Here is a 23,813-nt window from a genome sequence, read left to right on the forward strand (position 1 = left end):
CTATAGGTGACGGTTGAAGCCACCGGAAACATCCAGGGCGGCACCGGTGGTAAAAGAGGCCATGGGGGAGGCTAAAAACACCAAGGCCCGAGCCGGCTCTTCGGGGCGACCCAGCCGGCCCATGGGGATGCCGCGATTGGCAGCGATAGCACCAACCCACTCTTCCCAACTCTGCGAGCTGTCAGAACGCTGCTCAAATCGACGCCGCCACTGGCCCGACTCAACCATTCCCAACAAAATTGAGTTGACACGAATGCCTTCACCAATCAGTTCGTGAGACAGTGAGTGGGTCATATTTAGCAGGGCTGCTCGCGCTGCGGAGGTGGCAATCATGTGTGGCTCAGGCTGCAGCGCCAGCAATGAGTTAACGCAAGTCAGCGAGCCGATATCAGATGCACTGAGCAGTACGCGGAATGCTTGCAGAGGGTTAAGCACACCGAATAGTTTGAGACTGGCCTCCGACAACCAGGCTTCTTTTGGGGTGTCATCCAAATTCGCAACGTAGCCTTGTCCGGCATTTGCAATCAGCATGTCGGCACCACCAAAGCGCTCATGGACAGCGCTGGCGAAGCTGAGACAAGACGCCTCATCAAGCACATCGCACGCTTCAGCCAGCAACTCTGATTCTGGAAACTCATTAACCAGCGCGATTCGCGCTGCTTCGAGGCGCTCAAGATTGCGACCACACAGCGCCACCTTGGCACCTTGACTTAACAGCAGGCGGACGGTTTCAAGACCAATTCCCGAAGAGCCGCCAGTAACTACGGCGACTCGGCCTTCGATCATAAAGCTCATTTACTGCTCCTCCTTTTTGGTGAACAGACGCCCAGCAAAGTCATCAATGGCTGCAGCAAAGGCTGCTGGCGCATCGATATAACTGGCATGCCCAGCGCGTGGGATACTGTGATAGGTCAGCCCCAGGCGTGTTGCCAGCGCCTGAACATCCTCAGGGGGGGTAATGCGATCTTCATCACCGCACAGCACCCTTGCCGGTACGGGTATCTCTCTTTCGACGTATCCTTCCAGCGCATCATTAGCCAGCATCCAGTTGGCTTGAGCGAAACCTGAGACGTTGAGACGTTTTATGCCGTCACGCACTCGAGCAACATCAGCCTCGCTGGCACTGTCACGCAGCAGACGTGGCGCCCTTGCTTCGGCATAAGCTTCGGGACCTTGCTTAACAAGTAAGGGCCAACGACTGTGATAAACCGCGTCACGCTTGGCATCATCAGCATTCCGATAGCCCTGAGCTGGATCAGCCAAGATCACTCCCACAAGACGCTCTGGGCACAGAGCCATATAAGCGCAGGCCATCATGGCACCTAGCGAGTGACCTATGAGCACGCAGCGCTCAATCTCAAGGGCATCAAGCCAAGCGTCGAGACGTGCCGCATAATCTGCCGCCGTCGGCTCACCTTCAGCCAGCGGCTGACTCTCGCCATAACCCGGCGCGTCCCAAGCCAACAGTCGATAACCCGGCAACAGCGATGCCAAAGGCTCCCAAGATGACGCACCGGAACTAATCCCGTGCAACAGCACAACTGTCGGTCCGGCACCGCTTTCGCGATACGCCTGAAACCCACTATTAAGAGATAGGGTTTTGGCAATCATGGCTGACCCAGTCATCATTTACGTTTGATCTTGGAAAGCGGGTGATCGTCCGGATAAGTCGGAATCTGTGGCTTAGGCGTGCCCAACATAACGCACATCAAGGCTTCTTCTTCACTTTCGTTGAGCAGGCCGCGGTAGATACCTGGCGGAACGGAAATCACATCACGATCTTTAATAACGGTCTCAACATAGTTGTCACCGTCTTTCAGATAGAGGCGAATCGTGCCTTTAAGCACGAAGAAGACTTCTTCGACGTCATCATGCACGTGCATCGGCCCTTCGCACTTGGACGGCAGTACCATGGTCGATAAGGTGAAATGTTCAGAAGGTATCGTGTTCGTGTCATCGGCGACCCCAGTCGCACCCGTGCCGATATAACGCATCTGGGCACGGCGATACTTGGGATCGTAATCGGCTTGGAATTTTAGGGCATTCCAGTCATACTTGCGGCCTTCAAAACGTGCAATACGTGTCTCAATCCAGTCTTCGAAAGAAACGCCTTCAGGTTGTTTCTGTGTCGCAATTTGCGTAGTCATGATCCAATTCCTTGTTAATTACTCTTCAGGACATTCCTGCCGAGTTCTTTGAGGCGAATTGTCTGTCTGGGCGCAACAGGTATCGCCATCGCCACCCTTTTCGCTCAGTAACGGCGAATCAAGGGCACCAGCACGCCACCCCCGATAAAGGCGAGCAGCGCCATAAAAAGAAGACCCGCGCTCATATTTCCGGTCATGCCAATCAATACACCGATGAGCACCGGCGTCAGAGCACCAGAGAAATTGCCAAACCCATTGAATATACCGCCCGCCGTCGAACTCACTTCTGACGGTGTTGCCTTGGCCAACAAGGCAAAAATATTGGGCGCACCAACGCCCCAGCACATAGCGCTGAATGACATAGCCGTAATCATGAGGACATTGGAGCTGTGGATAGATAGCACAAGTAGTAGTCCAAGGCCGGCACCCAGCAGCGACAATGAACACATCAAGGCACGCTTATCCAAACGGTCGGAGATAATAGCGCCAACTACTTCGCCAAAAAGCATGGCGATAAAAGGTAGCGAAGCAAAAATACCTGCAGATTTAAGATCAATACCCTTATCTTCAACCAGATAAGTCGGAAGCCAACTATTTAAACCCCAGAGATAGGAAAGGAAAGCGATATTGAATAGGCATATTGCCCAAAAAGACATATTCCCAAATAGCTTGCGCGTGGCTTGCTTATGATTAGAAAGCGGCACACGACTCGTACCTAACGATTGCTGAACTGGTGACTTCGTTGTGATATCTACTTTCCTAAACACCAATAAGACGAACAACATAACGGGAATCGTCAATAGCGCCATGGAAAAGAACGAAGCCCTCCAACCAAAATTAGCTAGTACGTAAATAGTGACGGGGAAACCGATTGATGCACCAATCGGTGTGCCCAGTAGCCATAACATCGTTGCCCTGGCTTGCTCTTTAGGAGGAAAAGTACGCTTTACAATAGTATAAGCGATAGCAAACATCGGACCTTCAGCAATACCGAGCAGAATACGCAACGTAAGCATGCTGCCATAGGTATTCATGAACCCCATGGTTGCCATAATGGCCGCCATCAACACTAACATGCCATAGAGGCATTTCTTGGGACTTATAATGTCACCAAGAAAACCTAGGAACATTGATGAGAAGCCATAGGAAAGCAAGAAGCCTGTCATCAAAAAGCCTAACTTTGTGGTTTCGCCCTCAATACCTAAAGCACTTTGAAACTCAGGGTTACTCAGCAATACAGCGATACTTATCTTGTCAAAAAACGCAAGAACAACACAGCTTAATAAAGCAATAGGAATAGCCCAGCGTTTATAACCGCCATAATCAAGTGACTCTTCTGGCGGATTTATTTTATCCTGTACTGATTCCATGGATCATTACCTGTCATTATTGTCATTGCTGTGTATCTAAAAAGTCACTTCGTAAAGTTAACGAAGCTGCATAAGGTTAAATTCAGGATCTGCCAGTACGACACCGTCAAGCACACGCTCAGCGGCCAACCAACGCTTGCCCAACTTGATCGCACGTGGATGATTAAAGGCCACCATTTGTACTAAGCGGTTTTGGTTATCGAGATAGAAGAACACTGAGCCAGAGTCTTCCTGACGAATAACGCAGTGAGTCTCAGTGGTGGGTATTCCAAGGATCTGAATATTGACGTTATGCTGATCTGACCACAGCCAAGCTGGCTCATCGTAATGCGCCGACTTATCGAGCATTGCATTGGCCACAACTTGAGCCTGATTCTGAGCATAAGCCCAAGACTGCAAGCAAAGCCCTAGGTGCGGGTGCTGAGCCACATCTCCGGCGGCAAAGACCTGGGGGTCAGAGGTGTAACCTGCAGCATCAATAACGATGCCCTGCTCTGTTGTTAGCCCAGCATCCCGAGCCAGCTCCAGATTGATATCGACACCAACACCGACCACCACCAAGTCATAAGGCGCATAGGCTTTATCATCGGCCGTCACACAAACGCGGTTATCAGCATCCTGGGCCAACTCGATGGACTGGCGATCTAGATGCAAGCCCACTCCATGCTGCTCATGTAACGCCTGAATCGCATGCGCTACTTCGATACCGACACTGCGCCCGCACAGCCTGGGAGCACGCTCAAAAACATCAACCTCGACACCGAATTTGCGTGCACTGGATGCCACCTCAAGGCCAATCCAACCACCACCTATAATGCCGATGCGTTTACTCTCTCCAAGCCGCTCCTTGAGGCGACAGGCGTCATCCCAAGAGCGCAGCGTCATCACATTCTCAATGGCATTCCACTCAGGCACTGGCATCCGAGGGCGACTACCGGTAGCCATCAGCAGGCGATCGTAAGCAAGCCGCTCACCATTATCGAGCACTACCTCGCTGGCTTGGCGATCAATTTCAACGGCCCGATGAGGGCGACGCCAGTCGATATCCAAGGCCTCAACAACATCCTCGGAGAATAAACGAGGTAGTGTCGCGCTATCGGTAATGACGCCCTTGGACAACGGTGGCCGCTCATAGAAGTCATGAGGCTCGTCAGCGACTACTGTCAAACGACCATCAAAACCCTCTGTGCGTAATGCTTTACAAGCATAGCCGGCAGCCTGACCGCCCCCGATCACGACAATGCACGAAGGTGCCTGATTCGCCATGAGTGTTACTCCTTATCTTCGGGTTTTTTCTGACGCCGTGTTTCCGCGTCAATACCACCCTCGATGGCCCACTCTGTGAACGACTCTAGGGAGTGGCGCATTTCGCGTGGCTGCCAAGCCTCAGTGAGATAGTCTTCGTTGGTGTAGTACTCAAAGGCACCACCCAACGGACTATTCACATACCAAAAATAAGCAGACGATACGGGGTGACGCCCAGGGCCAATAAAGGTGGTCCACTTTTTACGAGTCATCGCCAAACCGCCGCCAATGACTTCGTGGATATCACGTACGGTAAAGGCCACATGATTCAGCCCGCGTCCGCGTGTTGGTAACTTAAGCAGGAAAAGATTGTGATGGCCGCCGCGCTTTTGCATACGCAGGAAAACAGCGCGGTCGATATAACGGTCGGAGACAGAAAAACCCAGTTTTTCGCGGTAAAAACGCTCGGTGGCCTCAAGGTCATCAACGAAGAACACCGCATGACCGATGGAGGCTGGCTTAGCGTTTTCATAAACCGGACTAGGCTGATCAACGCGACGCATGTCACCCCACTGATTGATCGGCGTGACGTCCAGCTCAACATCGCGAAGTGTCGATACGCGCACTCGTACCGTCATGCCGTTAGGATCTCGGCACTCAAACGCATCGCCATGGTCAATGAAGCTAGGCTGATCACTCAGGCGTTCCCGCAATGTGTCGAGAGCTGCAGCATCGGCAGCACCCCACGTCATGCGACGCAGCGTATCACCTTCTTCAAACGCCTCGGGCAGCGCTGGATCATCAATAGACCGCACACTTAGCTTTGCGCCATCCAGCGTCTCGTAAACGGCAGCGGTGCTGGCATCTCCGTCATCCTGTAACGGTGCCAAACCAAAATCCGCGGCAAAGCGCTTACCTTTCTCAACATCTACAGCGCCAAACTCCAGCTCTTCAATACCGACGATACTCATCCTATACCTCCTGATGTGTTAGCTTGTCAGGCACTCTCTCAAACCTGTTTTTTGGCATGAGGAGCCCGTCTCGCAAAATTATGGCTTTGCGAGTGCGTGTTTATTTTTTATAAGGAGCACGGTCGACTTAACGTACCAACCGGATCCAGATCAAAGAGATGGCGTTCTGGCGATCATAAGAATGGCTCTTTTCAACAACACTTAGTTGAAAACGAAGCCACCATTAATCGGAATCACCTGCCCGCTAACAAAGTTAGACCAATCAGATAACAAGTAGAGTACGGTGCCATCGATATCTTGAGGCTGCTGTTCACGCTTCAACGCACGACCGTCTGCATAATGCGCGTAGCGAGTCTCTGGTACGTACTCCGTCGCTTCACAGTGAGTGAGTCCCGGCGCGATGACATTGACACAAATATTGTGTTCGCCAAGCTCTCGAGCCATGGCACGACTCATCGAGATAACAGCCCCTTTGCTGGCCACATAAGCCATCAATTGAGGAGCTCCCCAAAGTGCGGTATCCGAAGCGACATTAACCACCTTGCCGTAATTAGCGCCGGCCATTAATGGCACAGCCGCTCGCGTCATCAGCCAAGGGCCACGCACGTTAATAGCCATGACGCGGTCCCAGAGGTCGATGTCATATTCCATCATCGATTTACCACCAACATTGGTGGCAAGGGCCGCATTATTGACCAGCCCATCCAAGCCGCCACCTTCGGCGATTTGAGACATGCCACTCTCGATAGATAAAGGACTGGCCTGATCAATCACCAATGATTCGACACTGGCGCCCTTTTGACGAAGACAGTCTGCCGTAGCGGCAAGCTCTTCTTCCCGAATATCACTGAGCACCAGCCGAGCACCTTGTGCCGCGGCGGCGTCGGCAATGCTGCGCCCCAAGCCGCGGGCAGCACCAGTAATCAGAATGCGTTTATCCGCGAGGCCGTGGCTACTCATTTCAGGCTACCTCCCCACGCTCAGCTAGTTGCTTCTTAGCCAGCTTAAGCATGACGCGACGTAACCGCGACAGGCCCACGTCGTGTTGGTAAAGGTTTTCATGATGTCGTGCATCCGGTGCCATACTCTCGAGAATGACTCGGTCTTGCTCCAATACATCCCAATGCAGCCCTTCCAGCTTAGTGCGATAGAAGAACCGCCATACTTGGCGCTGCCAACCCTCTACCTTGCGCACACGCCAGAAAAACACTCGGGTATGGTCTTTATCTTCAGGTACGGCCATGCCAACAATCCAAAATGGCCCACCAGGACCGAAACGTGCCTGATAAGGAATAGACAGTCGTAGCCACAAGGTACCGCTGTTACCAAACTCCACCCAGTCGAAGTTGACGCCGCTCTGGCCAGTTTTCTTGAAAATAAAGCCAGCCTCAGTAGGCTCCAGCACCATCTCTGCCTGACGATCCCCTTCCGCCATCGAGTGAGAATCCGAGTGCAAGTAGGTACCGTGCATCGGGTCCATGACGTTATCGATGGCGTACTGGTAGTTGCACTTCCACGTCGCCGTACACAAGAAGTTGCCGTAGGACGCTTCATCACTCAGCTGCTCAGGAAGCACCAACTCAGCTGGTTCTTCTCCATCCACCGTCGCGAAATAAATAAAAACCGCGCCATGAGCCTCTTTTACTGGGTAGTGGCGAACACAGGCAGTCCCCACGATGGGATTATTTTCCATCGCCGGCACGTCACGAACGACGCCACTTCCATCAACTTCCACACCGTGATACCAGCAAGCCAGTCGATCACCAAGATTCCACCCTTTGGAGAGGCGCGCACCACGGTGCGGGCAGCGATCTTCGACAGCATGGGCGACACCCTGGTGATCACGCCATAGCACGAGATTTTCACCCAGACGGGTGATGCCCAGAGGGTTGCTACCAAGCTCCCAGCTGGCAATCACCGGATACCACAGTGAGCGCAGCCCTGCATCGAGATAGTCTTGAACAGCATCGGAGGAAGAAGAATTAGTCATGACTCGGCCTCATTATTTGTTAGCGACAAGTGTGAAGGGACATTAGTGACCCAACACCGCCATCTCTTTCAGGAAGGATTCCTCATTCCAAGGATTGCCTTGACGATCGAGACGATGACGCTCTTTCAGGCCTGCAATCACTTGCGGAAGCTCGGTGGCTCCCGACTCAAAAACCTCCTCTAACGCTGCAACCAGCTCCAGCTCAAAAGGTTCCGCAGCACGTTCACGTGTCTGCCAGACGCGGTTGTCGAATCCTCCGGGTTGCTCAATACGGCCTTTACCGGGCTCAGAGGAAGGAATAACACGTGCCCACGTTTTCAGCTGGGGATTCAAGTCAGAATCAGACATGGTTCTCACACCTCTTCTTTTATTTTGAGCTGTACTGCGTCATCGATAATCCGCACAGCATAGACATCCACGTCGCTCTCAGCAGGTGCACGGAGACACTTACCGGTCTTGATGTCGAAGACCGCTTCATGCAATGGACACTCTACCTGACCATCCTCGACAAACCCCTGAGACAACAAGGCATAAGCATGTGGGCAAACATCGCCAAGGGCGTAGTATTCGCCATCCAGCAGATAGACACCCACCTCATTGCCATCAACCTTGGCTGAAAAAGGGAAATCTTCTTGTACTTGTTCGGTCTTGCAGACGGTAATCCAAGACATAGGGATTGTCCTCGTCGTTTTCACATATGAAACTTAGTTTTTAATATGATTATATGGAGAAAGCCTAGCGCCAGATGAAGATTCTGTCAAACACTGCGTATAAAATATTATTTTTGTTTTAAATCAACCAGATATCAAACCATTGCAGGTAATATTTTCTTTTATTAACAACTAGATATAACGAATATCTGTCAACTGCAGTGCTCGATAAGGGGTTCTCAAAGAGAAGCGGCTATCTAGCCACTCGCATAGGACGAGCCAGCAATATCAACAAGACACAACATCAAAAGAGCGCGAAGCATGAGGCGGCGCCTCGTTCGAATACACCCAACTCAGGCCGAAAGAGCCTTTTCCACGAGCCTTCTCGATTCCTCTGTCATGGGCAGCTCCAACGCTAAGCGATGCGCTGCTGGCGACATTTTCTGCCAAGTTTTACGCACAATGCGTATCAAGTGCTCATGCGCTATCTGTTTTGAAAAGTCACTGAAGTAGTTTTCTAAAAAGACCAGACAAGCGCAGTCTTCCACTGCTTGCGCGCCAGCATCGTGCCCCAGTCCTTGCTTGCGGATCATTTTTGCCACCTGCTCTGCCTGATCAGCGCTATAGCCCGCCTGTCGCATCAGTTGTGCGGTAGTTTCCCCTGCCCGCAGTCCTTGATCTCGACGCCACGTCAAATATCCCACTCGCCCTTGCGGATAGTCGCTACGTGGCAGCTGCCAGCGCTGCAAATGCTGGCCACGCACGGCTAGGCAGGTCAGCTCATCCGGAGATGTTTCCAGTTGGTCTAGCCAAGCACTCATACGGTTGGCGTGCCATAGCTCTTGTGGCACGTGTTTACCGCCAACCTCAATTTGGCGCGGGTCTTGTGCATGCAACCTGTCTAGCGCATCAAATACTTGCTCATAGGCACTCATGAAACACTCCTGTTGTAAAAAAACCATTAAGCACCCCACGGTTTAGCCACTTAGTCGTTAGGGCACCTTTAGGCTAACGGCTTGATGTCAATTGCTTTTAGGCGCTCACCAAACATTCAACTAACTGTCACCGCTTTGTCATCTAAGGAAGGCACACTCTCGGCCTATAAAAACTGGCTCTTCCCTACTGACTTCGGAGAACTACATGTCCCTGCTCACTCGCGCTTTGCTAAGCAGTGCTGTTGCCCTAGCCTTTAGCTCTAGTGCTATCGCTGCCACCGAGCTGACTGTTTATACCGCCATCGAGTCCGACGATCTCCAAAAGTACGCCGAGCGCTTTAACGAAGCCTACCCTGATATCGAAATCAATTGGGTACGTGATTCCACTGGCGTGATCACGGCTCGCTTACTGGCTGAGAAGGATAACCCTCAAGCCGATGTTGTATGGGGCTTGGCTGCCACCAGCCTGCTGGTTTTAGAAAAGGAAGGCATGCTTTCGCGCTATGCCCCAAAAGGGGTTGAGGCACTGGACCCTAAGTTTGTCGATCCGGCATCACGTGATGGCCAGGACCCCGCTTGGGTGGGCACTGATGCCTGGGTAGCGTCAATTTGCTACAACACCATTGAGGGTGAGCGCCAGGGCTTGTCCATACCTACCTCGTGGGAAGACCTCACTCGCCCAGAGTTCAAGGGGCACGTCATTATGCCAAACCCCAACTCCTCAGGAACGGGCTACCTAGATGTGGCTAGCTGGATGCAACTGTGGGGAGAAGACGAAGCCTGGGGCTACATGGATCGCCTACACGACAATATCGCGCGTTACACACACTCCGGCTCAGCTCCATGCAACCTAGCGGCTTCGGGTGAGGCGGTCGCAGGCGTTTCCTTTGCTTTCCGTGGCGCTCGCCTTAAATCGCAAGGTGCGCCCATCGAAATAGTTTTCCCGGAAGATGGTGTGGGCTGGGATATGGAAGCAGCAGCCATCATTAAGGGAGGCGAAAACCGTGAGGCGGCTGAGACCTTGATGGACTGGGCGGTCTCTCGTGAAGCCAACGAGCTATACAACGAAGGCTATGCCGTCGTCGCTTACCCTGGCGTCGCTCAGCCTATTGAAAACTATCCGGCCAATATCACCGAACTCATGATTGATGCTGACTTTTCCTGGGCAGCCAACAATCGCGAGCGCCTGCTTGAAGAGTGGCAGCGTCGTTACGACGGAAAATCCGACAGCCAGTAAGTATTCCCGCTATTCGCCGTCACTGCCTCAGCGCGAAGCGCTGGGGCGTAGGAGTATTTGTATGTCCATACTGACCCACCCTCTGCACTTAGATACTCATGCCAAAGCGCATTCACTTTCCGCAGATAATCACCTTGAAATTCATCACCTAACCAAGCAGTTCGGCGCTTTCACCGCGTTACAAAAAATTGACTTGTCTATACGAGAAGGGGAATTTGTCTGCTTTTTGGGGCCCTCTGGCTGCGGTAAGACCACGCTGCTACGGGCCATTGCAGGTTTAGCGCCCCAAAGCAGCGGCCGCATCATTCAGCGGGGCCAGGATATCTCTCGCTTGCCGCCACAGTCACGGGACTTTGGCATTGTCTTTCAGTCCTATGCGCTTTTTCCCAACCTAACGGTATTCGATAATATCGCTTACGGCCTGCGTAATCGTCGTGACGACCGTCATGGGATGCGCAATCGTGTCAGCGAGCTACTGGCCCTCGTTGACTTGGCGGGTAGCGAAGCCAAATATCCCGCAGCACTTTCTGGCGGCCAGCAACAGCGTGTTGCCTTGGCCCGTGCGCTGGCAACTGAGCCTGGCTTACTGCTGCTGGACGAACCCCTGTCTGCCCTAGATGCCCGCGTTCGCGTTCATCTACGCAGCCAAATTAAAGCGCTACAGGCTCGCCTTGGCGTTACAACCATTATGGTGACCCACGACCAAGAAGAAGCGCTGTCTATGGCCGATCGTATCGTGGTGATGAACCACGGCGTCATTGAGCAAATTGGGACGCCAGCAGAGATCTACCGCCAGCCCGCCAGTGCTTTTGTCGCCGAGTTCATTGGCAGCATGAACTTTATCGACGTACACCCTGAAGGTAGTCACGCCTTGCGTTTGGGCCAGCGCCTTCTAACATGCCCGAACCATGATTACGCTGATGATTACCAGGCTCGGCTCGCCATTCGGCCCGAGTCTATCCAGCTCTGCGCCAAAAAAGATGGCCTTGCTGTGCTTGTCGAGCATATCGAGTTTCTCGGCGCCTTCTTACGCGTCACCTTAAGCCTAGAGGATACTCAGCAACGCTTAACCGCCGATGTTGCGCTGCGCGATGCCGAAACGCTAGGGCTGGTACCCGGTGCCATTTTAGGTGCTCAGCTGCCTACTGACGCTTTGCGCCTCTATCCGAGCCAGGAGGCGCGGGTATGATAGCGCGTCTCTCTGCCTTCGGATCGCAGCACTTTTCCAGCGAAACGCTGTTAAGGCTAATAGCGCTTCTGGCGGCACTCGGCTTACTGGTCATCGGACTGCTGTTTCCGCTATTCAGCATGTTGATAAAGAGCCTACAGGATCGCAGCGGTGACTTTGTTGGCTTGGCCAATTTTGCCAAATATATTCATACGCCAGCCCTGGTTGGCTCTATCGCCAACTCGCTATTTGTCGCGTTAACCAGCACAGCTATTGTTGTTGGGTTAGCGTTCCTGTGTGCTTATGGCATTACCCGCACTTGCATGTCTGGTAAGCGCGTCTTTCGCATGATCTCGCTGCTACCCATTTTGGCACCGTCGCTACTGCCTGCCATCAGCCTGGTTTACCTGTTTGGTAATCAGGGCTGGTTTCGTGGTGTGTTAATGGACGAAAGCATTTACGGGCCTATTGGCATCATTATAGGTATGTGCTTTTGGATATTTCCCCATGCACTAATGATTCTGACTACCGCACTTTCTAATAGTGATGCGCGCCTCTATGAAGCGGCTGAGGCGCTAGGCACGCCGAAGTGGCGCAGTTTTCTGACCATTACATTGCCTGGCGCGCGTTATGGGCTGATCTCTTGTGCTTTTGTGGTGTTCACACTGGCTATTACTGACTTCGGTGTTCCCAAAATCATTGGTGGCCAATTCAGCGTACTGGCCACTGATATCTATAGCCAGGTTGTTGGGCAACAGAATTTCCAAATGGGAGCGGTGGTCAGCGTGATTTTGCTGTTGCCAGCCCTCGCCTCCTTCGTCGTGGACCGCTGGATTCAACGTCGTCAGGTAGCGCAGCTTTCCGCGCGTGCAGTGCCTTGGCAGCCAACACCCAGCCCATTACGAGACCGGTGCTTCACCTTTATTTGTTACACCATTGGCGCCGCAATTCTGCTGATCATCGGCACCGCCATCTATGCATCCTTGGTGCAGTTCTGGCCTTATAACCTTTCTCTGACATTTAAACATTACACCTTTGAAGCATTAGCTGGAGGCGGCTGGGCAGCTTGGTTTAATTCCTTAACGCTGGCTTTTTCTGTGGCCTTAATTGGCACACTGGTTATCTTCTTCAATGCTTGGCTAATCGAAAAAAGTGAGGGATATCGCAGCCTGCGCCAAGGACTTCATTTCTTGGCTATGTTGCCCATGGCGGTACCGGGAATGGTGCTCGGTTTGGCTTATATCTTCTTTTTTAACCAGGCCGATAACCCCTTGAACTGGATCTACGGCACGATGGCTATTCTGGTTCTCAACACCCTGGTACATTTTTACACTGTTTGCCACCTCACATCAGTGACTGCCTTAAAGCAACTCGACCCCGAGTTTGAAGCAGCTGGTGCGTCGCTAAAAGTGCCGTTCTGGACCACTTTCCGCCGAGTAACGTTACCCGTCTCGCTCCCTGCCGTGCTGGATATTTCGGTGTACCTCTTCGTCAATACAATGACCACTGTCTCGGCAGTCGTCTTCCTTTATAACAGCGATACTCGCCTTGCCTCTGTCGCCGTTATGCACCTGGATGAAGCCGGCTACTTTGCCAGCGCTGCAGCAATGGCCGTGCTGATATTTTTTACCTCATTAGCGGTAAAAATTGCCCATGCTGCCCTAACGCGACTGCTGTTGACTCGCGCACAGAGTTGGCGACAGACCAGCCAAACCAGTACCGCCTAGCGGTACCGTTTTCATGACTTTTTTCGTGTTTCATACAAATATTTTGTGTCCCTAATAACTGATGTAACCCAACGAGCTAACCAATGACCGACCCGTATCTATTAACGCCAGGACCGCTAACAACCAGCACTACTGTTAAAGCTGCCATGCAGCAAGACTGGGGTTCTTGGGATAACGACTTCAATGCCATGACCGCCGATATTTGTCGCCGCCTGCTCGACTATGCCAACGCTCAAACCAGTCATGCTTGTGTGCCCATTCAGGGTAGCGGTACGTTCGCCGTAGAAGCGGCACTGGGTACGCTCATTGCTCCACAACGCAGCACCTTAGTGCTGATTAATGGAGCCTACGGCAAGCGCTTAGCCAGTTTGCTTGATCGTATCGGCCGCCCCTATGAAGTTATCGACACTGGCGATACAGCGCCTCCTGACCCTCAGCTCGTCGCTCAGCGATTACGAGATAACCCAACCATAGGCTATGTTGCGGTAATTCACTGCGAAACCAGCTCTGGTATTCTCAACCCTATCGACGCCATTGCTGACGTAGTTGCCGCCGAAGGGCGCGAATTAATTATCGACTCCATGAGCGCCTTTGGTGCCATCCCAGTAGATGCTCAACAAACTCCTTTTTTGGCGTTGGTTTCTTCCGCTAATAAGTGTTTTGAAGGAGTACCAGGGTTTGGTTTTATTCTTGCTCGACGTGATGCTCTGGAAGCGAGTGCAGGCCGCTGCCACTCACTCGCTTTAGACCTGCACGACCAGTGGCATTACATGCAAAAGACCGGACAGTGGCGCTACACCCCACCTACCCATGTCGTCGCTGCTTTTCTTCAGGCATTGCAGGAGCATGCCAACGAAGGTGGCGTTGCTGGGCGTTTAGCGCGTTATCGCGCGAATGCTGACACCCTCATCGCAGGAATGCGGCAGCGCGGTTTCAACACACTGTTAGACGACCGCTGGCTATCGCCCATCATCACGACGTTTCTCAGCCCGACTCACCCAGCCTTTGACTTCTCACGCTTCTATGCCGAGCTAAAAGAACTAGGGTTCATTATTTATCCCGGCAAGCTCACCGAAGTAGAAAGTTTCCGTATTGGCAATATCGGCCACCTCGATACCAGCGTGATTGAGCAACTCTTGCTCGCCGTAGATACCGCCTTAGCCAACCTCGGTGTGGATAACTGTCAGCCGGCGATTGCCTCCTAAACAACAGGAAACATCATATGCAATACCAATACCCCGAACGTTTACAGTGCGCCATCCTCGACTGGGCCGGCACTGTTGTCGATTTTGGCTCCTTTGCTCCCACGCAAATTTTCGTTGAAGCCTTTGCAGAACTAGGTGTTGAACTCAGCCTAGAGGAAGCTCGTGGCCCCATGGGCATGGGAAAGTGGGATCATATTCGAACTCTTTGCGATAACCCCGCTATTGCCGCACGGTTTAAGCAAGCGGTTGGGCATATGCCTAGCGACGCTGATGTTACAGCGCTTTACGAACGTTTCATGCCCTTGCAAATTGCTAAAATCGGCGAGCACTCGGCGCTGATTCCTGGGGCACTAGAAGCCATCGCAACGCTTCGCGAGCAAGGGCTGAAAATTGGCTCTTGTTCTGGCTATCCCGCTATCGTCATGGAGCAAGTAATCGCTCGGGCCAAAGATAACGGCTACGAGGCAGATCACGTAGTCGCCACCGACGAGGTGCCCAATGGCCGCCCTCACCCAGCCCAGGCATTAGCTAATGTCATCGCGCTGGGCGTGAGCGACGTGGCCGCTTGCGTAAAGGTTGATGATACCGCACCAGGTATTCTTGAAGGGCGCAGCGCGGGCATGTGGACTGTCGCGCTGACCTGTTCAGGCAATGCCCTGGGGCTTAGCCATAACGAATACACCAACATGGCGCCAAACTTACTGGCGGAACAACGTGCTCGTATCGAGGCACAATTCGCCCCCGCCCAACCACACTTTATGATCGACACCATTGCCGACTTACCCGCTGTAGTGGCTGAGATTAACGCCCGTCTTGCCCGTGGCGAACGGCCTTAACTCAGCTCCCGCCCTACCGCTATCGCCCTGCCTCCCCGAGGCTTACCTCGGGGAAGTTTTCGTCAAGGAAGTTTCCATGCGCCCTTTTTGGTTACACCAGGCTCTAGCAACTGAGTCAGAGCTGCCAGCCCCCCCGTTAACACAGGATCTTCACACCGACATCTGCATCGTTGGGGGTGGCTATAGCGGGCTATGGACAGCCATCCTGTTACGCCAACAAGCCCCTTCTTTGCGTGTAACGCTAATCGAAGCTGACCTCTGCGGTGCTGGCGCCAGCGGACGCAATGGAGGGTGCGTACTGGGCTGGGCCAGCAAGTACCCCACTCTCAAACGACTTTTTGGCGACGATGAAGCTCGGCGGTTGGTCATAGAATCCGAACGCAGCGTTACCGAGATTGGTGATTTTTGTCAGTACCACGGCATCGATGCAGAATTTCGCCACGACGGTACCCTTTTCACCGCCAATAATAGTCGCCAGCAGGCGGCTATTGCACCGCTGATGTCGAGCCTTAGCGAGCAAGGCATCGGGAGCTTTTGTGCCTTAAGTGCCTCGGAAGTCAAGCGACGCAGTGGCTCACCTTGCCAAACTCAAGGATGGTTCTCTCCCCAAGCAGCAACGGTACAACCAGCCAAGCTGGTACGTGGTTTACGGCGAGTAGCGCTAGAGCTAGGCGTTACACTCTTTGAAAGCACTCCCATGCTCAGCTTAGAAAAGGGTCGGCCCGCTCAGGTGGTTACCCCTGGCGGCCGTATTTTTGCTGATCGTGTGGTACTTGCCACTAATGCTTGGACGGCGCGGCTACTACCTCGCCTCCGCCGTACCATCGCCATTGTTTCCAGCGATATGGTGATTACGGAGCCAGCCCCCGAGCTTGTCTCAGCAACAGGGTTGAGCGATGGGGTTTCAGTGCTTGATTCACGCACCTTCGTTTACTATTACCGCACCACCCCAGAAGGAAGACTGATGCTAGGCAAAGGGGGCAATACCTTTGCCTTTGGCGCGCATGTTCATCGGTGTTTTGACCGACCCTCTCCCTATCGCTCAGCACTGCAGCAAAGCTTAACGCGCTTCTTTCCAAGCCTTGCGGATATTCCTCTAGCAGCAAGCTGGACCGGCCCTTCCGATCGCTCAGTCACTGGGCTGCCTTTTTTTGGCACGCTGCCCGACCACCCCAATATTGCTTATGGTTTTGGCTATTCTGGCAATGGCGTAGGACCGACACGCATGGGTGCCAAGCTGCTCTGTGCTCTGGTGTTAGAGCAAGATAATGCTTGGCGCCATTCACCTCTGGCGCAAGGGCCACTAGGCAACTTTCCGCCAGAGCCCGTTCGTTATATGGGCTCACTGCTGGTGCGCAATGCTATTCGTCGCAAGGAAAACGCCGAAGACCTTGAACGTCACCCACGGCCTTGGGACGAATGGCTCGCGAGTTTTGCCGCTGCCGCGAGTAAAGCAGATAAAGTAACGCCATGAATCCTTTAGCACTAGGGTTAGTGCTGGTATCAGTGTGTCTACATGCCAGCTGGAATCTCTTGGGCAAGCAGCGCTCACCATCACTCGCTTTCTTTGTGCTTGCCATGAGTTGCGGCGCGTTACTGCTATCGCCATTGCTCTGGCTTGGCCCGCCGTTGACTCAACTTCCCCCAAGTTTTTGGGGCTGGCTAGCCGCCTCGGGTTTTTGCCAAATGCTGTATATGGGTGGACTCGCCTGGGCTTATGCGCGGGGTGAGGTCAGCGTGCTTTACCCAATTGCCCGCGCACTTCCGGTCATGTTGGTCCCCTTGGTTTCCGTCGGTTTTCTGGGTAGCCGTTCGCTAACCCATTTAGACCTGTTCGGCATGGGGCTAATTTTACTGGGGGCTCTCTGCTTACCGCTAACGGGGCCTCGCCCCCTACGGCTTTCACACTATGTTTCTCCAGCGCTCGGCTTTGCGTTACTGGCAGCTATGGCAACCACTGGCTACTCACTGATCGACAAACATGCCCTCGACTTGATGCTGAACAGCGGCTACAGCAACATGACCTCAGGCGCTAATTTCATGGTGCTGCAAGCCATCATGACGGCAATTTGGGGGATCCCAACAGTACTTCTTTTACCCAATGAGCGGTGCCATTTGCCTAAACTGTGGGCGAATGAACGCCGCACTATGCTGCTGACGGGGTTTATGATCCTTACCACTTATGGGTTGATATTAGTGGCAATGACACTGACGGAAGAAGTCAGCCTAGTCGTCGCTATACGCCAGCTCTCCATTCCCCTTGGTGTCGTACTTGGCGTTATTCTTTTACGAGAAAAAGCAGCACCTATTAAATGGATAGGTACTGCATTAATGCTCATTGGATTGTGGACAGTTGTGATTAACTAGCCCCGTTTTTCCAGGGTATTGGTTACCGCCGCATGATGCGCCTCTACCAAGCGCCGTAATCGTGGTGCGAAGTGATCAAAACCTGGCGTCCATTGCCCAGGTTCTTTGCCTGCATCATCAAAGTGGCGCACTTTAAGAATCGCGTCCAGGTGCGGATGGCGGGCGAAATCTTCTACCTCCTCAGCACTCATTGGGCCACCTTGCAAACGCAACGAGTGCTGAGAAGCCTTGGAAAGGCACGCAGCATACTCAGGCTGTGTTGCGCAAAGGTAGCGCTTGGCCGCCACATGTTCACGAATACTGTCCACCACAACGGGCGGCAAATGACGTGCAACTAACGCCGAGCCAGTCGCTTCATGACAGCGGTCTTCGGTATCTTGCAACGAAAACACCCCCCGGCCACCCGCAAAATGTCCAATGTCATGGAGTAAGGCCGCGATGATAATTTCGTCGCTTTCACCTTGTTGCTCAGCTAACCAAGCCCCTTGAAGCATATGCTCAGCCATGGTTACCGACTCGCCCAAGTAGGCTTTAGCGCCTTGGTCGGCAAATAGCTGCGTCATTTGGTTCACCACAGAATCGGCTAATGAGCTCATGTAGCATCTCCGCTGGCAGCTGCTTCAAGACAAGCTAGCGTAGAAAGTAAACCGTCTTTGTCGGCATAACAGCCTTGTAGCCAGCGCGACCCCTCACCGGCGTAACCTGTGCGGGCATGTAGCACTCGGGTATTGTCCACTAGAAAGGCCTCGCCGGGTGCCAGCTTGAACGTTACCCCCATCGCTGAGGACTCGAGAATTTCACCAAAACGGCGGTAAGCCACGTAGTAATCCGCCATATCGGCATAAGGTATGTCACGGAAAGGGGCTGCTGAGCGATTGTTAAAGCGAACACCGATGATCTCGCCATCCGGATTTAGCTCAATCATCGGCCGCCGAGCACGCAAACAAACATCTCCCAACCCCAGGTATTCAAAGTGCGCACAGTAACCCGCCAATAGCTCAAAGCTACGAGGGTCTTCCTCGCGCAACTGCTGTGCCGCACGGAACCCATCTACCACTCGGTTATCGCCACCTTCGGCAGAGTTCTCCAAGCAATACAGCAGTTGCAAAGTCGGTACGGGATCACGGTAAGGGTTGTCGGTATGCGCGGGTAATACAAGGCCGGTAAACGCAAGGTTAGTCGGGGCAATTTCGCTGCGCACATCGAAAAAGCGGCCATAGTTAGTCTCGCGTGGATACCCGAACTGAGCCACTACATCGAGAAGAGCCCCGCTATGAAGGGGCCCACCCGTCAATTTGCCAATACCAAAGCGACGAATAGCTGCCAGCCACTGACATTTGGCGGTATCGTCATTAAGCGAGGAAATCGCAATACTGGGCAGGCGGCTGCTCAAGGTGGCGTCCCAGGTTTCAATTTCCTTCATCAACCAGCCACGCTGAGAAGGCGGCTGGCGATCATAAGCATGCTGCCAAAGCCAAGCGGCATCGTAGCGATAATCCTTGCTCTCTGGCGCCATGGTTACAACTAGCTCCCCCATCTCGATACGTGCCGCCACAAGGCTTAAAGAGACGGGTAAATCAGCAAGGCTGATCAGCCGTTGGCCATTATCCGGTGAGCGAGTACCGGCATCCTGCGCATTATCTCGAAGCCAGACAGCGTGAAAGCGACGCTGCTCTCCCTGGCTAAACGTCAGTAGAACGGAAGCACCATCTTCTATCAGTTCGGCATTCTCTAACACGGGACACTCCAGGCAGGTGAATTACTGGCTATTTGACGCTGCCCATGACATAAGGACAATCAACCATTTTCACCATCAGAGGTATGTTTTTTTTATGGCTAATACCACCCGGCTACTCCCCTCGCTTGAGTGGGTGCGTGTTTTCGAAGCCGCGGCTCGTCTAGGGAGTTTTACTGCGGCAGCTCAAGAGCTGGGGTTAACCCAGGCCGCCGTCAGCCAGCGTATTCGCCATCTCGAAGAACGCTTAGGCGTCACCGTATTCGAACGTCAAGCACGAGGCGTCTCACTCACGGTTCAAGGCGAGGCTTGGCTGCCTCATGTACAACAAGCCTTAGAGCAAATTTCTCATAGTGCCGAAAGCCTTTTTTCAGCCCCTAGAACTCGCCTCAGCCTCATGGCATCGGCATCGCTGCTGGTGCTGTGGGTCATTCCTCGGCTACCCGCGCTTCAAGCAGAACTTCCAGGGCGACATTTAACCCTGTCGACCATGCACCGCTGGCCAGACTACGCTCACGCCGACGCTGATTTAGAGATTCGTTTTGGAGAAGGCAACTGGGTAGGGCGAACGGCTCACCACTTATTTGATGAGGTACTAACCCCCATGGCTGCACCAAGCCTGCTAACACAAGGGAATGACTGGAAAACGTTGCCTCGCATTGCTATTGCCGGGCCAAGGCTCGGGTGGCGAGAATGGGATCAACGGTTAGGTACCGCCCTTAGCCCAGCGCCAGAAATTCGGCTGGATAGCCACGTTCAAGCGCTGCGTGCTGCCGAGGCGGGTGCTGGTGTCATGCTGGGCTCGTTGCCGCTCTGCCAAGCTCCCCTTCAGGCTGGCCAGCTACAACGACCTACGCAGGAAGTACTCCCCATGACTCAAGGCTACTGGCTAACCTGGCAAACCGACCGGCCCATCGGCCGTGAGTTAGAGGGCATTTTGAATAAGCTGAAACCTACCTCAAAATAACCCCCGCGGACTTGTTTACCGCCTTGATTGACATTCTATGTAACCCGCCACGGCTGCAGCATCTCGCCGTTAGGCGGCCTGATCGATATAGCAAAGCGAAGCCAGCCCTCAGCAGGACGAAGCCGCGGGCGCCACAGCCTCTACGAACGTTTTTCAGTGGTGATGTTTTCATGCTGCTGTTGCGCTTCACGTTGGCGCGCCCGCCGCTTACTACCCAAGCTGGCAAAAACACACCTCAGTGGACGCCATAACCGGCTGAGTAACCACAACGCTGGAATACCAATAACAACCCAAGGCGTTAGGAAGACAACCACCAGAACCACCTGGCCTACCGACTCAAAAAACAACGCCACGCTGCGATCAAGCGCGCGTAGCAAAGGAGAAAACACGCCGTACTGCGCCGGCTCAATGCGGCGTTGCTGTTCAAACCGAACATTAACCGCCACGCTGTCAGTCACTCGGGTCAGGTGGCGCTGACGACCCTGCATAGACTCGATCTCGCCCTGGACGCGAGCTAGCTCTCGCTCCACCTGCAGCAGGTCTTGAATACGCCGCTCGCTGAAGCCACGCCCCTGTTCAGCAAGTTCCTTGAGCCGCTCACGCAAAACCATTTGCTGCGCCAGCCGCGCATCAGTATCAATCATTTGCTGAGAGCGGTCCTGACGAGTAATTTCAATGCCACTGAGCTCGGGGGAAGCCGCTATCAAACGCACCGCTTCGGCGTTATCGACCTGCTCACGCACAATACGTAATGCCAGATGCCCATTCGCATTGCCGTAACGAGGCGTGTTCAAACTGCCCTGTTCTATCTGGCAATCGTGACTCTCTTGGCAGGCCTTTTGCACCTCACGATACATGGTAACCAGTGGATCGGTTTCACCAAATGCCAGCGTGTAGCTGCGCCGTTCTTCGATACGGCTTTCGCTATCAGGCGAGCTGCTGTCAGGCCCACTCGCGTTAGCCGCGCCAGCATCCTTCACAACGGCTCGCCCCTGGACACTGGCTTGGCGCACCAGCTGTTTACCCGAAAAGCTTTCAGCCTGACGCTGAGGTGGCGGCTGAGGCGAGTGCTGCAGCGACGTCGCCGCGTTATCGCAGCCAGCCAACACAACTGGCAGCATTAACACCAACAGCCATAGCAACACCCGACGCAGCAACACCCGAGAACGACCAGCCGCGCCCAAGCGACGAGCATAAAACCCACAGGGCAACCAAGCAGCCATCAGCTTTCCTTAGCAACAGAACGTATTGCCCCATATTGCCATGCTGGGACCCAGGATGCGCTAACGCACACGGCCATTTTTCTTACTGCGCCGCGCCAGCCAGCCACCGTAAAAAAGAACGACTGTATGGGGTGAGGACCGCGCAACTGATATGCTTTAGCACCTGCGCTCAGACGCGGCTCTGCCTGCTGCTGCCCGCATGGTGCCCAAGACCTGAGATTTTCTGGAGACATTTCATGGCTCATCGCCACGCCCGAGCAACCCATCGTCACCGCTCTGAAGGCCCTTGCCATTTTTCGTTGATGTCACTGTCAGCTTGGCGGCGGTTACTCCTGTCGCTCGCACCACTCGCTGCATTATGGCTAGCCGTGGCATGGGCCGCAGGGTGGTGGGGCTAATGTCGCGCCTACAACTGGATAACCTGCACTTGTCCCGAGGCGGTCATACCGTACTTGAACAGCTTAACGGACGCTTTCAGGATGGCGCTATCACTGCACTTATCGGGGCCAATGGCGCAGGAAAGAGCACACTGATTGCTGCCATTATGGGCATGCTGACGCCAGCCGGTGGGCAAGTAAAATGCACGGTACCTAAAGAACGGCGTGCATGGCTTCCCCAGCAACTGGCGCTAGACCTGAGTTTTCCGATGAGCGTAGAAGAGCTGATCATGACTGGCACCTGGCCGAGTCATGGTGCCTTCAAAGGCTATTGTGCGGCACATTACCGACGCGGCCGCGAAATCATGTCGCGGCTGGGTATCTCGCAACTGGCACACCGCCAGCTAGGAGAGCTGTCTGGCGGTCAGCGCCAGCGCGCGTTGATTGGTCGTACCTTGATGCAGGAGGCCGAATTACTGCTGCTCGACGAGCCTTTCGCCAACGTGGATACCGATACTGTCGATATTCTGATGGATACGCTGCGTGAAATGGCCCGCCAGGGCGCTACCCTAATTGTCGTGCTGCACGACATGGAGCAGCTCTCCCAACTGGCCGACGATGTACTCCTTCTGGCTGGCGGCCATGGGCAGTGGGTCAATCCTGAACGCCTGATCGAACAACAGGGCGGCGTTGCCCCCCGAGCGCCTCGCCTACCCATTACCTTGGCGGAATTTTCACATGCTAGATCTGATTGATGCTTGGTTGCTCGCGCCCTTTGGCTACGGTTTTATGCGCCGCGCCGCCGTAGCAGGGCTCGCCTTGTCGCTAGCCGCTCCACCGCTAGGCGTGTTTCTGATGTTGCGCGGCATGAGCCTGATTGGCGATGCCATGGCACACGCCATTCTACCCGGTGTGGCACTGGGCTTTTTATTTGCTGGTTTTTCGCTACCAATGATGAGCCTGGGCGGCATTATCTCAGGGCTTCTGGTGGCCCTGCTTGCCGGCAGCGTATCGCGGTTAACAGGGCACCGGGAAGACTCGGCCATGGCCAGCTTCTTTCTCATGTCGCTGGCGGCAGGCGTCATGCTGGTATCAATGGGCGGCAGCAGTGTCGACCTAACCCACGTGCTGTTTGGCTCAATCCTCGCCGTAGACAGCACCGCACTAGTTTTGATTGCAGGCATTGCTAGCCTGATTGTGCTAGTGCTAGCCGCCATTTTTCGCGCTTTGGTAGTAGACTGCTTAGACCCATTATTTCTGCGCGGCCAGGGCGTCCGCGGCGGTTTGGTACACGGTACGTTTCTGGGCCTAGTGGTGCTCAACCTCACCGCCGGTTTTCAAACATTAGGCACGCTAATGGCGGTGGGTCTGATGATGCTACCAGCCACTACCGCACGCTTCTGGAGCCAGCGGCTTGAAGGGCTGATCGCCATTGCTATCGCCCTTGCCGTACTCGCCAGCTTTTTTGGCCTATTGCTGTCATACCACCTAGGCTTGCCATCGGGACCTTCCATTATTCTCTTGGCCGGTATGGCATATATTTTCTCAGCACTATTTGGCCGACAACACAGTGTTGTTGCGCGTTTTCGGCGCCGCGTCGCGCCGCTCGAATCCACACCCCCTGCTGCGTAACCCGACTGACTACCCAACTCACCAGGACATC

General features: G+C 53.8%; 25 protein-coding genes. 11 read left to right on the forward strand and 14 right to left on the reverse strand.

The features are described from left to right. The 11 genes from H616_RS0100520 to H616_RS0100570 form a co-directional block, all read right to left on the reverse strand. The gene (locus tag H616_RS0100520) at positions 1-795 is read right to left on the reverse strand and encodes an SDR family oxidoreductase (protein ID WP_027965601.1); all 795 of its coding nucleotides are present in this window, start codon (positions 793-795) and stop codon (positions 1-3) included. Beyond that, positions 796-1,629 (reverse strand): alpha/beta fold hydrolase, encoded by an 834-nt coding sequence (locus H616_RS0100525; protein WP_240470505.1) that lies wholly within the window; start codon positions 1,627-1,629, stop codon positions 796-798. Then, positions 1,626-2,147, reverse strand: coding sequence for a cupin domain-containing protein (locus H616_RS0100530; RefSeq protein WP_027965603.1), 522 nt, complete (start codon positions 2,145-2,147; stop codon positions 1,626-1,628). Before H616_RS0100530 ends, H616_RS0100525 begins: the two co-directional genes overlap by 4 nt. Positions 2,148-2,251: 104 nt before the next feature. Further along, a complete protein-coding gene (locus H616_RS0100535; RefSeq protein WP_027965604.1) occupies positions 2,252-3,517 on the reverse strand; it encodes an MFS transporter in 1,266 nt (421 codons plus the stop codon). A gap of 57 nt (positions 3,518-3,574) precedes the next feature. Further along, complete coding sequence (locus H616_RS0100540; protein WP_027965605.1) at positions 3,575-4,783, reverse strand: NAD(P)/FAD-dependent oxidoreductase; 1,209 nt, start codon at positions 4,781-4,783, stop codon at positions 3,575-3,577. A 5-nt stretch (positions 4,784-4,788) separates the two neighbouring features. Beyond that, positions 4,789-5,733 carry a VOC family protein gene (locus tag H616_RS0100545; RefSeq protein WP_027965606.1) on the reverse strand — a complete coding sequence of 315 codons (945 nt, stop codon included), beginning with the start codon at positions 5,731-5,733 and terminating at the stop codon, positions 4,789-4,791. A 201-nt stretch (positions 5,734-5,934) separates the two neighbouring features. Beyond that, complete coding sequence (locus H616_RS0100550; RefSeq protein ID WP_027965607.1) at positions 5,935-6,693, reverse strand: SDR family oxidoreductase; 759 nt, start codon at positions 6,691-6,693, stop codon at positions 5,935-5,937. A 1-nt stretch (position 6,694) separates the two neighbouring features. Next, the gene (locus H616_RS0100555; RefSeq protein WP_027965608.1) at positions 6,695-7,723 is read right to left on the reverse strand and encodes an aromatic ring-hydroxylating oxygenase subunit alpha; all 1,029 of its coding nucleotides are present in this window, start codon (positions 7,721-7,723) and stop codon (positions 6,695-6,697) included. Between the two features lie 42 nt (positions 7,724-7,765). After that, positions 7,766-8,071, reverse strand: a complete 306-nt coding sequence (locus H616_RS0100560; RefSeq protein WP_027965609.1) for a recombinase-like helix-turn-helix domain-containing protein — start codon at positions 8,069-8,071, stop codon at positions 7,766-7,768. A gap of 5 nt (positions 8,072-8,076) precedes the next feature. After that, entirely contained in the window at positions 8,077-8,394 is a 318-nt protein-coding gene (locus H616_RS0100565; protein ID WP_027965610.1) for a non-heme iron oxygenase ferredoxin subunit, read from the reverse strand. Between the two features lie 332 nt (positions 8,395-8,726). Next, positions 8,727-9,308 (reverse strand): DUF4202 domain-containing protein, encoded by a 582-nt coding sequence (locus H616_RS0100570; RefSeq protein ID WP_027965611.1) that lies wholly within the window; start codon positions 9,306-9,308, stop codon positions 8,727-8,729. A 205-nt stretch (positions 9,309-9,513) separates the two neighbouring features. On the opposite strand from H616_RS0100570, the gene H616_RS0100575 reads away from it, so the two are divergent. The 7 genes from H616_RS0100575 (at position 9,514) to H616_RS0100605 (ending at position 17,848) form a co-directional block, all read left to right on the forward strand. Next, positions 9,514-10,545 (forward strand): putative 2-aminoethylphosphonate ABC transporter substrate-binding protein, encoded by a 1,032-nt coding sequence (locus tag H616_RS0100575; RefSeq protein WP_027965612.1) that lies wholly within the window; start codon positions 9,514-9,516, stop codon positions 10,543-10,545. 61 nt (positions 10,546-10,606) lie between these two features. Beyond that, positions 10,607-11,734, forward strand: coding sequence for a putative 2-aminoethylphosphonate ABC transporter ATP-binding protein (locus H616_RS0100580; RefSeq protein ID WP_027965613.1), 1,128 nt, complete (start codon positions 10,607-10,609; stop codon positions 11,732-11,734). After that, entirely contained in the window at positions 11,731-13,440 is a 1,710-nt protein-coding gene (locus H616_RS0100585) for a putative 2-aminoethylphosphonate ABC transporter permease subunit (protein ID WP_027965614.1), read from the forward strand. The genes H616_RS0100580 and H616_RS0100585 overlap by 4 nt, the downstream gene beginning before the upstream one ends. Positions 13,441-13,523: 83 nt before the next feature. Next, complete coding sequence (locus H616_RS0100590; RefSeq protein WP_027965615.1) at positions 13,524-14,645, forward strand: 2-aminoethylphosphonate--pyruvate transaminase; 1,122 nt, start codon at positions 13,524-13,526, stop codon at positions 14,643-14,645. Positions 14,646-14,662: 17 nt separating this feature from the next. Then, positions 14,663-15,481, forward strand: a complete 819-nt coding sequence (gene phnX / locus H616_RS0100595; protein WP_027965616.1) for a phosphonoacetaldehyde hydrolase — start codon at positions 14,663-14,665, stop codon at positions 15,479-15,481. 76 nt (positions 15,482-15,557) lie between these two features. Further along, positions 15,558-16,955, forward strand: coding sequence for an FAD-dependent oxidoreductase (locus tag H616_RS0100600; RefSeq protein WP_027965617.1), 1,398 nt, complete (start codon positions 15,558-15,560; stop codon positions 16,953-16,955). Further along, entirely contained in the window at positions 16,952-17,848 is an 897-nt protein-coding gene (locus H616_RS0100605) for an EamA family transporter (protein WP_027965618.1), read from the forward strand. Before H616_RS0100600 ends, H616_RS0100605 begins: the two co-directional genes overlap by 4 nt. Here H616_RS0100605 and H616_RS0100610 read toward each other — a convergent pair. Next, positions 17,845-18,444: an HD domain-containing protein gene (locus tag H616_RS0100610; RefSeq protein WP_027965619.1), complete on the reverse strand. Its 600-nt coding sequence runs from the start codon at positions 18,442-18,444 to the stop codon at positions 17,845-17,847. The genes H616_RS0100605 and H616_RS0100610 overlap by 4 nt on opposite strands. Beyond that, positions 18,441-19,586 carry a 2-trimethylaminoethylphosphonate dioxygenase gene (gene tmpA, locus H616_RS0100615; RefSeq protein ID WP_027965620.1) on the reverse strand — a complete coding sequence of 382 codons (1,146 nt, stop codon included), beginning with the start codon at positions 19,584-19,586 and terminating at the stop codon, positions 18,441-18,443. Before tmpA ends, H616_RS0100610 begins: the two co-directional genes overlap by 4 nt. Before the next feature lie 94 nt (positions 19,587-19,680). Between tmpA and H616_RS0100620 the strand changes: the two genes are divergently transcribed. Then, entirely contained in the window at positions 19,681-20,550 is an 870-nt protein-coding gene (locus tag H616_RS0100620; protein ID WP_035572228.1) for a LysR family transcriptional regulator, read from the forward strand. Between the two features lie 140 nt (positions 20,551-20,690). On the opposite strand, the gene H616_RS0100625 is transcribed toward H616_RS0100620, so the two are convergent. Continuing rightward, entirely contained in the window at positions 20,691-21,773 is a 1,083-nt protein-coding gene (locus H616_RS0100625; RefSeq protein WP_027965622.1) for a DUF4349 domain-containing protein, read from the reverse strand. A 236-nt stretch (positions 21,774-22,009) separates the two neighbouring features. On the opposite strand from H616_RS0100625, the gene H616_RS15635 reads away from it, so the two are divergent. Genes H616_RS15635 through H616_RS0100635 form a run of 3 tightly spaced genes read left to right on the forward strand, consistent with a single transcriptional unit; the run spans position 22,010 to position 23,782 of the window. After that, complete coding sequence (locus tag H616_RS15635) at positions 22,010-22,171, forward strand: hypothetical protein (protein ID WP_169516149.1); 162 nt, start codon at positions 22,010-22,012, stop codon at positions 22,169-22,171. After that, entirely contained in the window at positions 22,171-22,905 is a 735-nt protein-coding gene (locus H616_RS0100630) for a metal ABC transporter ATP-binding protein (protein WP_027965623.1), read from the forward strand. Before H616_RS15635 ends, H616_RS0100630 begins: the two co-directional genes overlap by 1 nt. After that, entirely contained in the window at positions 22,889-23,782 is an 894-nt protein-coding gene (locus tag H616_RS0100635) for a metal ABC transporter permease (RefSeq protein ID WP_027965624.1), read from the forward strand. Before H616_RS0100630 ends, H616_RS0100635 begins: the two co-directional genes overlap by 17 nt. Positions 23,783-23,813: the final 31 nt, after the last annotated feature.

It is taken from the genome of Halomonas halocynthiae DSM 14573, assembly GCF_000425725.1.
GTDB lineage: Bacteria > Pseudomonadota > Gammaproteobacteria > Pseudomonadales > Halomonadaceae > Halomonas > Halomonas halocynthiae.